The organism is Chloroflexota bacterium (genome assembly GCA_018825785.1).
GTDB lineage: Bacteria > Chloroflexota > Dehalococcoidia > JACVQG01 > JAHKAY01 > JAHKAY01.
Genome location: JAHKAY010000038.1, coordinates 39,869 through 52,551, shown reverse-complemented (window position 1 = coordinate 52,551; position 12,683 = coordinate 39,869). Strand labels below are relative to the sequence as shown.

The window sequence follows — 12,683 nt, the reverse complement described above, 5'->3', positions numbered from 1 at the left end:
AAGCCCCCAAAAGGCAAACCTTTTTCGTATGTGCTAGAATGAAAAGCTATGAGCAGCAGGACTCTTATCGGGGGTAGGGAGTTCCGCTGGGGGGAGAGGACCTATATCATGGGCATCATCAACCTCACCCCCGATTCCTTTTCCTCCGATGGCCTGGCGGGCAGGCCCGAGGAGGCTGTGAGCCGGGCCCTGGAGATGGAGGCCCAGGGGGCAGATATCATTGACCTGGGGGGCGAGTCCACCCGTCCCCAGGCCTCCCAGGTGGATGCGGATGAGGAGCTGGGCCGGGTCCTGCCGGTCCTTGAGCGGCTGGCGGGGAGGCTGAAGGTGCCTGTCAGCATTGATACCTACAGGGCCACCACGGCCCGCCGCTGCCTGGAGGCGGGGGCACATATGATAAACGACGTCTGGGGCCTGAAGCGGGACCCGGGCCTGGTCCGGGTGGTGGCGGAGAATAGCGTCCCCGTGGTCATCACCGCCAACCAGAGGGATGCCCCGGCAAAAGGGGATATAGTGGCCGAGGTCAGGGCTGACCTGGAAAGGGTCATAGAGCTGGCCCTCAAGGCAGGGGTGCTCCGGGAGAATATCATTCTGGACCCGGGCATCGGCTTTGGCAAGACGGTGGAGCAGAACCTGACCCTGGTGGGGCGGCTCCAGGAGCTGAAGGCCCTGGGCTTTCCCCTCCTCCTGGGGACCTCCCGCAAGTCCTTCATCGGGGCGGTGCTGGACCTGCCCCCCGAGGAGAGGCTGGAGGGGACGGCGGCCACCGTGGCCATCGGCATCGCCCGGGGGGCCGACATCGTCAGGGTCCACGATGTCGGGCCCATGGCGCGCCTCTGCCGGATGAGCGATGCCGTGGTGAGGGAGAAGTGGTAGAGGTCTATCTGGGCCTGGGCTCAAACCTGGGGGACAGGGAGAAGAACATCGCTCAGGCCCTGGAACTGCTGGGGGAGGGGGGAAGGGTAGTGGCCATCTCCCCCCTTTATGAGACCGACCCGGTGGGGCTGACAGGCCCCCTCTTCCTCAACGCTGTTGGCCTCTATCAGACCGAACTGGGGCCGCATGAGCTCCTTTCCTTCATAAAGGGGATTGAGGCCCGCTTGGGGCGAAAGCCGGCCTTCTTCCCCCGCCCCATAGATATAGATATCCTGGTTTACGGGGAGCTGGCCATGAAAAGCGAGAGCCTCACCATTCCCCACCCCCGCCTGCTGGAGAGGGCCTTTGTCCTGGTCCCCCTGGCGGAGCTGGCCCCGGAGCTGGTGGTCCCGGGGAGGGGGGAGAGGGTGTCCCAGCTCCTGGCCAGGGTAGGCCGGGAGGGGGTAAGGCGCTGGGCCCCCGAAAAGGCTATGAAAGGGCGGAGACATGTATGAAATCTCGGTAGAAGGGCATTTTGACGCCGCACATTTTCTGCGGGGCTATGGCGGGAAGTGCGAGGCCCTCCACGGCCACCGTTTCCGCACCGTCGTGGGCATCAGGGCGGAGAAAACCAACAATATCGGTATCGTCTACGACTTCGTGGAGCTACGGCTCAAGCTCCACTCGGTCGTTTCCCAACTGGACCACACTCTGCTCAATGACCTGCCCGCTTTCCAGGAGGAGAACCCCACCTCGGAGAACCTGGCCCGTTTCATCTACCAGGAGCTCGCTCCCAAGCTTGAAGGGGTGGAGCTGGCCTATGTGGATGTCTGGGAGTCCCCTGAGAGCCGGGCCCGCTTTATCCCCTGAGGCCGGGGGGGTGAACTCCCTGGGCCTGGCATAGGGATGGCGTGGGCATGGCGCGGGTAATGGGGGCGGTATTTCTTTGAGGGCCAACATCCGGGCTGGCGGTCGGAAGGAATCGGTGGCGTGGTGCGGTTTCGGGAATGAGGTGTCTTGTCTGCCGGTTCTGTCAGCTCCGGTTAGCCGACGCCCGCGTCTTCTACCATTTTCCGCGTGATGGCATCAGTCTTCATTGTCTCGATGGTCTCTTCCCTGCTGACGCCGGAGCGGTCAAAGAAGTCCTCGCCGCTTTTGTAGTACTCGCCCTCCGCTTCCTGGCCTCGGTTGCGGCTGGAGCTTGAATAGAAGTCGCCGCCCTTGAATATCACCGCGCTGGCATGTATAACCCGGCGGCACTTGCCCCCGCAGCTGGGACAGACGTCCACCGGCTCATCATTGAAGTGCTGTCTTCTCTCAAAAGTGTGGCTGCATTTCGCGCACTTGTATTCGTAGATGGGCACACTATCACCTCGTCTCAAGATGTCCGACAAGGAATTGTAGCCCGCCCGCTCTCTCGCTGTCAAGTTTGCCTTAGGTGGGGGGACAGTTGGGGGAGGCCCCAAAAATCCGCTGGTGTAACACCCCCTGCGGGTCCAAATCCCACCCCCCGCAGATATAACAATCAGACCCCCTCGGGGATGCGCCACAGGGCCCGGGGCACGGTCAGGGGTGTTTTCAGCCGTTGGCAAATCGGCCTATTGGGCCCGAACCAGGAGCTCTGCCGAGCTGAGTTACTCGCCTCTGTGATGCGGTTCAGGCAAGCTAAGGGGGGAGGAGGTGGGGGATGGTGTCTTTGATAGGATAGCTCACCCCGCATTTCTTGCAGACCAGGGTGCCCCGGACTATTTCGTCCCCCTCCTCCACCTCCACCTTTAGCTCCAGTTCCCCCTTGTCAACCGGGCAGGCGAGGATTTCCATCAGGTCCTTTTTCATCGGGCCAATTCTAGCACAGGGTAAGGCAAAGGACTATAATCTCCCCGTGCAAGAGAGGCTGAAGGAAATGCTGACCCGGGTGAGGGAGGGGAAGCTGGGGGTGGAGGAGGCCCTGGAACGCCTGGCCCATCTCCCCTATGAGGACCTGGGCTTCGCCAAGCCCGATACCCACCGGGCCCTCCGCCGGGGCTTCCCTGAAGTCATCCTGGGGGAGGGGAAGACCCCAGACCAGGTCCTGGGCATAGCCAGGAAGCTGCTGGAGGCCTCCCCCCGCCTCCTCATCACCAGGGCGGACGATGCCCTCTTCCAGGTCCTAAAGGGGCAGTTCTCTGAAGCGGTCTATCACTCTCAGGCCCGGGCGGTGGTGCTGGACCGGCTGGGGGAGCCCCCCACCCATCCGGGCGTAATGGTGGTGAGCGCCGGGACTTCAGACCTGCCCGTGGCGGAGGAGGCCGCTATCACGGCCGAGCTCATGGGCAACGTCGTGGAGCGGGCCTATGATGTGGGGGTGGCCGGCCTTCACCGCCTTCTTGACCAGCTCCCGAAGCTGCGTCAGGCCCGGGTGGTGATAGTGGTGGCGGGGATGGAGGGGGCCCTACCCAGCGTTATCGGCGGGCTGGTGGCGGCGCCCGTGGTGGCGGTGCCCACCAGCATCGGCTACGGGGCCAGCTTCCAGGGGCTGGCGGCCCTCCTGGCCATGCTCAATAGCTGTGTCCCCGGAGTGGCGGTGGTGAACATAGACAACGGCTTCGGCGCCGGCTACCTGGCCGGGCTGATTAACCTGGGGAAACGCGCTACTTACCCTTGAAGAAACTGGCTTATTTAGCTACCAGCATATAGCCGCGGCCGCGGACGGTGAGGATGCGCTCGTCCTCCCCCAGCTTCTTCCTCAGTCGGTGGATGGAGACATCCACCACATTGCTGCCCCCGGTGAAGTCACTGCCCCAGACCCTTCGGAGGAGCGTCTCCTGGTTTACGGGCTGGCCGATATTTTCCGCCAGGGTGTAGAGTAGCTCAAATTCAATGGGGGAGAGGCTGAGGGGTTTCCCCCCAAGGAAGGCCTTTTCCTTGAGGCCGTCAATGCGCAGCTCCCCGGCCACAATCTCGGGGCGGCGGCGGGCCTCCCGCAGGCGCTCCAGGTGGCTCACGGCCTCCCCCAGTTCGCCGGTGAGCTGTCTTATCCTGGCCTCGGTGCCATGCTGGACGCGGGTGCTGGCCAGGGCGTTGGCGGCCATCTCTCCGTAGGACGTGACCAGGCCGAGAAGGTTGGGGGAGAACTCCTTCTCCTCCAGGGTGGAAAAGAGATAGACCAGCCCCAGCGTGTCCCCCCGGGCCTGAAGGGGGAGGATGAGGAGGGAGCGCACCCCCGCCTCCCTTGCCCATGGGGGCGGGTCGTCCCCTGTCTGTAGCTGTGGCAGGGCCAGGGGAGCGCCGGAACTGAGGGCCTTGAGGGATAGCCCGTCCCCCCCGGCCCATGAGGCCAGTTTCTCCTTGGCCAGGCTGCTGTCCCTTACAATGAACTTTCCGTCTTCCACGAGACACACCACCCAGCCGGGCAGGCCAGCCAGCCGGGGCAGACTGGCCGCCATCTCCTTGAGAACGGCCTCGGGCTCCCAGGCCTGGCCCAGGCTCTGGGCCATCTCCAGGAGGGAGCGGGCCCGGTTCTCCATCCGGATGAGCTCCTGGAGCTCCTCCTTTTCCCGTCTCTCCTCCAGGCGTCGCTGGGCCAGATAGCCACTGATGAGGGCTACCAGGAAGAAGAGGGGGACCTGGAGGGAGATGATGTTGCCCGCCGTGAGGGCCTCACGGTCGTAGGTGACGGCGGTATACATCAGGGAGAAGGCGATGGCGGCAAAGATGCTGGTGCGGTAGCCCTGGAAAATGGCGTAGTAGATGATGAAGAGGGGCAGGAGGATGAAGAGGGTGCTCTGCACCCCGGTAAGATACAGTCCCGCCCCCAGGGTCCCGGCGTCTATCACCATCATGGCATAGACAAAATGGGGGCTTTTCACCCGGGGCAGGATGACGGAGCCCAGGAGCATGACGTAGAGGAAATAGCCCAGGATAAGGGCCACGGCCGGCCAGATGGGTATGGCCCCGGCACGCAGATATAAGCCCGCAGCGGCCAGGGTCAGGGCCAGGAGGCGGAATTTCCTGGTATCTAGTTCTGTTGCGAGGATGTGGTTTGGCAACTAGGTTTCCTCCCCCTCTTTCAGGGCCTTCTCGGCGGCCAGGGTGGGGCTTGTCTCCGCCTCTTTTACCAGGGTCTGGGCGGGGATGAGCTTGCCGATGATGACATTCTCCTTCAGGCCCACCAGGCGGTCCACCTTGCCCCAGATGGCGGCCTCGGTAAGGACCCGGGTGGTCTCTTGGAAGGAGGCGGCGGCCAGCCAGCTTTCGGTATTGAGGGAGGCCCGGGTAATGCCCAGGAGCACGGGCTGGGCGGTGGCCGGTTCTCCCCCCTCGGCCAGGATCTTGGCATTGGTGTCCTCGTAGGCAAAGCGGTCCACCAGCTCCCCGGGGAGGAGATCCGTGTCCCCCGAGGTTTCCACCTTCACCTTGGTCAGCATCTGGCGGGAGATGGTCTCAATATGCTTGTCGTTGATGTCCACCCCCTGGGAGCAATAGACCTTCTGCACCTCATTCACCAGATAGCGCTGGACAGCCTCCTTGCCCATGATGCGCAGCATGTCCTGGGGGTTGGTGGGGCCATCGGTAAGCTGTTGGCCAGCCCGGACCGGCTGGCCGGAGGTGAGACGGATACGGGCATTGCCCGGGACCAGGTAGTCCCGGACATCGTTCTCCTCATAGTAGATAAAGAGCTCGTCCTTTTCTATGGCTATCTCCCCCGAGCGCCGGGCCAGGAGGTGGTTTTCCCCCTTTTCCTTCGGGGAGGGCAGGGCCAGGGGGGTGCCCGCTTCTACCTTCTGGCCCTGGGAGACCAGGAGCTCCGCCCCCGTGGGCAGGGGGTATTCGTCCCGGTGGAGTTCAGTGCTGGTGACTTTTATCCTTCTCCCCTCCGGCCCCTCAAGCACCTCCACCACCCCGTCTATCTCTGAGATTATGGCCTGGCCTTTGGGGGCCCGGGCCTCAAAGAGCTCCTCTACCCGGGGCAGGCCGCTGGTGATGTCCAGGCCCACCACCCCACCGGTGTGGAAGGTGCGCATGGTAAGCTGGGTACCGGGCTCCCCAATGCTCTGGGCGGCGATGATGCCCACAGCGGTGCCGATATCCACCAGCCGGCCCCGGGCCAGGTCCCGGCCGTAGCACATCTGGCAGGCCCCCTTACGGGAGGGGCAGGCCAGGGGGGAGCGTACATAGACCCGGGTGACCCCTGCCTCTTCAATGGCGCTGGCCTTCTCCTCGGTTATCTCCTCGTTGCGCTCCACGATTACCTGGTGGGTGCGGGGGTCTTCCACCGGAGCGGCTGCCATCCGGCCCACGATGCGGCGGGCCAGGGGCTGGAGGAGGCCCTTTTCCTCCGGCTCCGATATCCAGATGCCCTGGGTGGTGCCGCAGTCCTTTCCGGTGATGATAACATCCTGGGCTACATCCACCAGGCGGCGGGTGAGGTAGCCGCTGTCCGAGGTCCTGAGGGCGGTATCTGCCAGGCCCTTGCGGGCACCATGGGTAGAGATGAAGTACTCCAGCACTGTGAGCCCCTCACGGAAGCTGGAGCGGATGGGGAAGTCAATTATCCTCCCTGAGGGGTCGGTCATCAGTCCCCTCATCCCCGCCATCTGCATTATCTGGGAGATGTTGCCCTTGGCCCCCGAGGTGGCCATCATATAGACGCCACCATAGCGGTCCAGGCCCTGCTGGATGAGGTCCTTGAAGCCCTCGGTAATCTCAGTCCAGGTATCTACCACTTTTGTGTAGCGCTCCTCCTCGGTGATGAGGCCCATCTGGTACTGCCGTTCAATCTGGGAGATGCGCTCATCACCCTTTGCCAGGATATGGGGCTTCTCTAGGGGTACCTTGATATCGTCCATGGCGATGGTGATGCCCGACTGGGTGGCATAGTGGAAGCCCAGGTGCTTTAGGTTGTCCAGCATGTGGGCGGTAGCCTCATTGCCCAGGAGCTGGTAGCACCGGGCCACCAGCCCCTTGAGGAAGGGCTTGTCCACCTGCCTGTTGATGAAGCCTATCTGGGGGGGCAGGACGCTGTTGAAGAGGACCTGACCGATGGTGGTGTCCAGTATCTGGCCCTCCCTGTCCCGCACCTTTATCCTGGCCCCCACCGCTACCTCTCCCAGCTCGTGGGCCATAAGGGCCTCATCAAAGCCGGTAAAGGTGCTGCCCTCGCCCCGGGCACCTTTTTTTTCCTGGGTAAGGTAATAGCAACCCAGAACGATATCCAGGGTAGGGGCCACTACCGGCTCACCGGAGCTGGGAAGGAGCATGTTATTGATGCTGAGCATGATCTTTCTGGCCTCTTCTACTGCCTTGCGGGAGAGGGGGACATGGACCGCCATCTGGTCGCCGTCAAAGTCAGCGTTGAATGCGGCGCAGACCAGGGGGTGGAGCTGGATGGCACTGCCATCAATGAGCGCGGGCTCAAAGGCCTGGATGCCCAGGCGGTGGAGGGTGGGGGCCCGGTTGAGCAGGACGGGCCTCTCCTTGACCACCTCCTCCAGGATGTCCCACACCTCGGGCCTGGCCCTTTCCACCAGCCGGCGGGCGCTCTTGATGTTGTGGGCCAGACCCCCCTCAATGAGCCGGCGCATGACAAAGGGCTTGAAGAGCTCCAGGGCCATCCTCCGGGGCAGGCCACACTGGTAGAGCTGGAGCTCGGGGCCTACTACAATAACCGAGCGGCCCGAGTAGTCCACCCGCTTGCCCAGGAGGTTCTGGCGGAAGCGTCCCTGCTTGCCCCGGAGCATATCGGAGAGGGACTTCAGCCGGTGGCGCGCCCCTCCAGCCATGGGCTGGTTGCGCCGGCTGTTGTCAACCAGAGCATCCACTGCCTCCTGGAGCATCCGCTTTTCATTGCGGATGATGACCTCCGGGGCCCCCAGCTCCAAGAGCCTCTTGAGCCGGTTGTTGCGGTTGATAACCCGGCGGTAGAGGTCGTTGAGGTCGGAGGTGGCAAAGCGGCCCCCATCCAACTGGACCATGGGCCTAAGGTCCGGGGGCAACACCGGTAACACGGTAAGGACCATCCACTCCGGCTTGTTGCCACTGCGGCGGAAGGCCTCCACCACTCTCAGACGCTTGGCCGCCTTCTTGCGCCTCTGGCCCGATGAGGACTGGATCTCCCCCAGGAGCTGGCTCCTGAGCTCGTCCAGGTCCCACTTCTTCAGGATGTCCAGGATGGCCTCTGCGCCCATTTGGGCCTCAAAGAAGTCGTATTTCTCCTTGAGCTCCCGGTACTTGCTTTCGGGAAGAGGGGTCATGAGGCTGAGGTCCTCTATCTCCTCTATCCGGACCTCAGTTTCCCTCTCCAGTTGCTCCTTTTCGTCCTCCAGCCGGCGCTCCAGGCTTTCTATGGCCTGAACGGCCTGTTGCTTTTCCTCGGCCTTGAGCTTGCCCAGGTTCTGCCGGACGAGGGAGACCTCTTCTTTGGTCTTCTCCTCCAGCTCGGCAATCTTCTTCGGGGTCTCCCCCTTCAGGTCATGGATAGCTTTCTTGCGCTTGTCATCGTGAACAGAGGTAACGATATACTGGGCAAAATAGAGGACCCTTTCCAGGGCACGGGGGGAGAGGTCCAGGAGAAGGCCCAGGCGGCTGGGGGTGCCGCGGGAGAACCAGATATGGGCCACGGGGGCAGCCAGTTCAATGTGGCCCATACGCTCGCGGCGGACCTTGGCCCGGGCCACCTCCACCCCGCACTTATCGCAGATGACCCCTTTATAGCGGATCTTCTTGTATTTGCCGCAGTAGCACTCAAAGTCCTTGGTGGGGCCGAATATCCTCTCGGAAAAGAGGCCGTCCTTCTCTGGCTTGAGGGTCCGGTAGTTCAGGGTCTCGGGAACCAGGACCTCCCCGTAGGACCAGCCCCTTATTTGCTCGGGGGAAGCCAGAGAAATGCGGACAGCGTTGAAATCGTTTACCTCAGGCATCTTTTCCTTCCTTGCCTTTCTCCAGGTCAGGCTTCAATGGGGGAAGGTCCATGGGAATGCGGGGGAGCTCAAAGGTCTCCTCCTCGGCCAGGGAGACCTTCTCCTCGGCCTCGTTCAGCACTTCCACCGCCAGGCCCAGACTCTTGAGTTCCTGGAGGAGGACCTTAAAGGACTCGGGGACGCCGGGCTGGAGGATCTCCTCCCCTTTGATAATGGCCTCATAGGTCTTGGCCCGGCCCAGGACATCATCGGACTTCACCGTGAGGAGCTCCTGGAGGATATGGGCGGCGCCGTAGGCCTCCAGGGCCCAGACTTCCATCTCGCCGAAGCGCTGGCCGCCGAACTGGGCCTTGCCCCCCAGTGGTTGCTGGGTGATGAGGGAGTAGGGGCCGATGGAGCGGGCATGTATCTTGTCCTCCACCAGGTGGATAAGCTTCATCATGTAGATATGGCCCACAGTTACCGGCTGGTCAAAGGGTTCCCCGGTGCGGCCATCCCTCAGCACCACCTTGCCGTGGATGGGCGGGGAGAGGCGCTTCTCCTGGACCAGTTTGTCTGACAGGGCTTCCACCTCGCTATCGGCAATGCCGTTGACATTCTCCCCCTGGTCCTCCAGCCAGACCCTGAGGCAGGTGCGGCGGGCCTCCCCCACCTGGCTGAAGACCTTTTCCGGGTCAAAGCCCTTCTCCGTAAGCCAGGGCCGGGCTTTTCCCCAGTCCACCTGGGGCCGGCCCTGTTCACTGAACTGGAGGGCGCCGCTGCGCTGGACCAGCCAGGCCTGGGCCAGGGCCTCCTCTATCTCTTCGGAGGTGGCCCCCTGGAATACCGGACATGTCGCCCGGAAGCCCATGGTGAAGGCCGCCCCGCCCAGATGGGTCTCCAGGACCTGGCCCAGGTTCATCCGGGAGGGCACACTGATGGGATTAAGGATTATCTCCACATGGCGGCCATCGGGGAGAAGGGGCATGTCCTCATCGGGCAGGATGCGGGCGATGACCCCCTTGTTGCCATGGCGGCCTGCCATCTTGTCCCCCACCGAGAGCTTCCGGCGCTGGGCCACCCAGACCCGGACTAGTCTTATCACCCCGGCGGGGAGCTCATCTTTGGCCTCCCGGGAGAAGACCTTTACAGCTATTACTTTTCCCTTCTCCCCGTGGGGGATGCGCAGGGAGGTGTCCTTCACATCCCGGGCCTTCTCCCCGAAGATGGCGCGGAGGAGCTTTTCCTCGGGGGTGAGTTCTGTTTCCCCCTTTGGGGTTATCTTGCCCACCAGGATATCCCCCGGCCCCACCTCCGCCCCGAGGCGGATAATGCCGTTTTCGTCCAGGTCCCGCAGGCTCTCCTCACCTACATTCGGGATATCCCGGGTTATCTCTTCTGGCCCCAGCTTGGTCTCCCTGGCCTCCATCTCATGCTTCTCTATGTGGATGGAGCTGAAGCGGTCGGCCCTTATCAGGCTTTCGGAGATGATGACCGCATCCTCAAAGTTGTAGCCTTCCCAGCTCATGAAGGCCACCAGCACATTATCCCCCAGGGCCAACTCCCCTCCGTCGGTGGAGGAGCTATCGGCCAGGACCTGGCCCGCCCGGACGCGCTCCCCTTTGTCTACCAGGGGGCGCTGGTTGAGGCAGGTGCCCTGGTTGGTGCGGATGAACTTCATCAGGGGATGGACCTCCTCCCCTTCCTCGGTCACCACCCTTATCTCATTGCTGGTGACCGAGGCGACTGTCCCCTCGCGCCGGGCGAAGACTACCTGGCCCGAGTCCCGGCCCGCAAGGCGCTCCATACCCGTAATCAGAATGGGGGCCCTGGGCTGGAGGAGAGGCACCGACTGGCGCTGCATGTTGGAGCCCATAAGGGCCCGGTTGGCATCATCGTGTTCCAGGAAGGGGATGAGGGAGGTGGCTACACTCACTATCTGTTTGGGGGAGACATCCATATAGTCAATGCGGAGGGGGCTCTCCAGGGAGTAGCGGCTGCCCCGCCTCACTTCCACCTTTTCCTCCAGGAAGTGGCCCTGGGCATCCAGGCGGGTGTTGGCCTGGGCGATGGTGTGGTCCTCCTCACGGTCAGCGGAGAGGTATTCTATGTCCTCCAGACTGGAGGAGACCGAGGGGACCAATGGGATATTCTTGGGAGCCAGGCGGGAGAGGCGCTGGAAGAGCTTCTCGTCCACCACGCTGCCCGCCTCGGCTACTGCTTTGCCTTCCCTGTTGGTCACCTTCTCCCTGAGAGTCCTGCCTATCAGTCTGGGGTCGGCGTTCTCAAACTCCCGAGTGACCCGGCGGTAAGGGGTCTCAATGAAGCCGTAGGGGTTGAGCCGGGCATAGGTGGCCAGGCTGCCGATGAGGCCGATGTTGGGCCCTTCCGGGGTCTCAATGGGGCAGACCCGGCCGTAGTGGGAGTGGTGCACATCCCGCACATCAAACCCCGCCCTCTCCCGGGAAAGGCCTCCAGGGCCCAGGGCGGAAAGTCGCCTCTTGTGGGTGAGCTCGGCCAGGGGGTTGGTCTGGTCCATAAACTGGGAGAGCTGGGAGCCCCCGAAGAACTCCCTCAGGGCGGCTATCACCGGACGGATGTTGATGAGGTTGGCCGGGGTGGCCACCTTGGGGTCAATGATGCTCATCCTTTCCTTGACCACCCGCTCCAGGCGCAGGAGACCGATGCGGAACTGGTTCTGGATGAGCTCCCCAACCGTCCTCACCCGCCGGTTGCCCAGGTGGTCAATGTCATCGGGGTGCCCTTCTCCATTGTCCACGCGGATAATATGCCGCCCAATGGCCACCAAGTCCTCCGGGGTAAGAACTCTCTCTTCGGGCAGGGCCCCTCTGAGGGTGAGGAGGTCTTTCCCCAGCCTCTGGTTGAGCTTGTACCGGCCTACCCGGCCTAGGTCATAGCGGCGGGGGTTGAAGAGGAGGTTCTTGATGAGGGCCTGGGCATTCTCCAGGTTGGCGGGGTCCCCGGGGCGCAGGCGGCGGAAAATGTATCTCAGGGCCTTCTCCTGGTTGTCTAGCTTCTCCTCTTCCCCGCCCCGGGCCAGCTCCAGGTTCTGCCAGTCTATGGTAGTCTGGATGTAGTGATGGTCTGGGTTTTTGTCCACATCCTGGAAGAGCTCCTTCAGCTTCTCATCGTTGCTATAGCCAATGGCCCGGAGGAGGGTGGTGACGGCGATTTTTCTTTTCCCGTCTACCTTCACCGAGACCACATCCCGGTTGGAGGTCTCAAATTCCAGCCAGGCCCCCCGGTCCGGGATGAGCTTGGCATAACAGAGGTTCCGGCCGGTGGTGACATCCTCCTCCAGGGTGAGATAGACCCCCGGGGAGCGGACCAACTGGCTCACCACCACCCTCTCGGCACCGTTGACTATGAATGTCCCCTGGCGGGTCATCAGGGGGAAGTCTCCCAGGAAGATGACCGACTCCTTGTATTCCTGAGGCGCCTCCCGGTGCTTGAGCCAGACGGTAACAAAGAGAGGGGAGGCATAGGTCAGGTCCCGTAGCCGGCACTCCGCCTCATCGTGTTTGGGGGGGCGGAACTCATAGCGGGATTGCCCATACTCCGGCCCCTTGTTGGGGTTGAGGAAGGTCAGCTCAAAACGGGTGCCGGTGAAGTCCTCAATGGGGGAGATATCCCGCAGGAGCTCCCCCAGTCCCTTGCCCCTGAACCAGTCGTAGGAGTCCAGCTGTACCTGGACGAGGTTGGGGACCTCCAGTACATCCGGGACATGGGCGTAGGACCTCACCTGGGGGACGCGAGAAGGAACAGCTAGTTCCGAAACCATCTCTTGGCTCCTTTGGGCAGAATACTAGGCCCCTATGCCCCGATGGGGTAAACGGGGGCAAAAAAGCAAAAAGCCTGGCCCTAGGGTTTGCCGTTCGGAAAAAGAGGCATAGTTTGAGCGTCGCAAAACAGTATTATGCCACCCCTCTT

The 12,683-nt window shown here is 62.7% G+C and carries 9 protein-coding genes; 4 read left to right on the top strand and 5 right to left on the bottom strand.

The annotated features are described in order from the left end of the window. Positions 1-48 precede the first annotated feature (48 nt). Genes folP through queD form a run of 3 tightly spaced genes read left to right on the top strand, consistent with a single transcriptional unit; the run spans position 49 to position 1,725 of the window. A complete protein-coding gene (gene folP, locus KJ624_05965; GenBank protein MBU2009360.1) occupies positions 49-876 on the top strand; it encodes a dihydropteroate synthase in 828 nt (275 codons plus the stop codon). Beyond that, on the top strand, positions 870-1,370 hold the full coding sequence (gene folK / locus KJ624_05960; GenBank protein ID MBU2009359.1) for a 2-amino-4-hydroxy-6-hydroxymethyldihydropteridine diphosphokinase: 501 nt from the start codon (positions 870-872) through the stop codon (positions 1,368-1,370). Before folP ends, folK begins: the two co-directional genes overlap by 7 nt. Beyond that, a complete protein-coding gene (queD, locus tag KJ624_05955; protein MBU2009358.1) occupies positions 1,363-1,725 on the top strand; it encodes a 6-carboxytetrahydropterin synthase QueD in 363 nt (120 codons plus the stop codon). Before folK ends, queD begins: the two co-directional genes overlap by 8 nt. Before the next feature lie 173 nt (positions 1,726-1,898). On the opposite strand, the gene KJ624_05950 is transcribed toward queD, so the two are convergent. Together KJ624_05950 and KJ624_05945 are read right to left on the bottom strand one after the other, a co-directional pair. After that, positions 1,899-2,219, bottom strand: coding sequence for a zinc ribbon domain-containing protein (locus KJ624_05950; protein MBU2009357.1), 321 nt, complete (start codon positions 2,217-2,219; stop codon positions 1,899-1,901). Positions 2,220-2,520: 301 nt separating this feature from the next. Further along, complete coding sequence (locus tag KJ624_05945) at positions 2,521-2,691, bottom strand: methytransferase partner Trm112 (GenBank protein MBU2009356.1); 171 nt, start codon at positions 2,689-2,691, stop codon at positions 2,521-2,523. A gap of 67 nt (positions 2,692-2,758) precedes the next feature. Here KJ624_05945 and larB point away from each other — a divergent pair, with 67 nt between their 5' ends. Further along, positions 2,759-3,499, top strand: coding sequence for a nickel pincer cofactor biosynthesis protein LarB (gene larB, locus KJ624_05940; GenBank protein ID MBU2009355.1), 741 nt, complete (start codon positions 2,759-2,761; stop codon positions 3,497-3,499). A gap of 10 nt (positions 3,500-3,509) precedes the next feature. On the opposite strand, the gene KJ624_05935 is transcribed toward larB, so the two are convergent. The 3 genes from KJ624_05935 to KJ624_05925 are packed head-to-tail and all read right to left on the bottom strand — an operon-like array spanning position 3,510 to position 12,534. Beyond that, on the bottom strand, positions 3,510-4,883 hold the full coding sequence (locus KJ624_05935) for a winged helix-turn-helix domain-containing protein (protein MBU2009354.1): 1,374 nt from the start codon (positions 4,881-4,883) through the stop codon (positions 3,510-3,512). Then, positions 4,884-8,753: a DNA-directed RNA polymerase subunit beta' gene (rpoC, locus tag KJ624_05930; protein MBU2009353.1), complete on the bottom strand. Its 3,870-nt coding sequence runs from the start codon at positions 8,751-8,753 to the stop codon at positions 4,884-4,886. After that, positions 8,746-12,534: a DNA-directed RNA polymerase subunit beta gene (locus KJ624_05925; GenBank protein ID MBU2009352.1), complete on the bottom strand. Its 3,789-nt coding sequence runs from the start codon at positions 12,532-12,534 to the stop codon at positions 8,746-8,748. Before KJ624_05925 ends, rpoC begins: the two co-directional genes overlap by 8 nt. Positions 12,535-12,683 lie beyond the last annotated feature (149 nt).

Coding starts and splice junctions, on each gene's coding strand:
- larB (MBU2009355.1), top strand. CDS start 2,759: ATGCTGACCCGGGTGAGGGAGGGGAAGCTGGGGGTGGAGGAGGCCCTG.
- KJ624_05925 (MBU2009352.1), bottom strand. CDS start 12,534: ATGGTTTCGGAACTAGCTGTTCCTTCTCGCGTCCCCCAGGTGAGGTCC.
- queD (MBU2009358.1), top strand. CDS start 1,363: ATGTATGAAATCTCGGTAGAAGGGCATTTTGACGCCGCACATTTTCTG.
- folP (MBU2009360.1), top strand. CDS start 49: ATGAGCAGCAGGACTCTTATCGGGGGTAGGGAGTTCCGCTGGGGGGAG.
- KJ624_05945 (MBU2009356.1), bottom strand. CDS start 2,691: ATGAAAAAGGACCTGATGGAAATCCTCGCCTGCCCGGTTGACAAGGGG.
- rpoC (MBU2009353.1), bottom strand. CDS start 8,753: ATGCCTGAGGTAAACGATTTCAACGCTGTCCGCATTTCTCTGGCTTCC.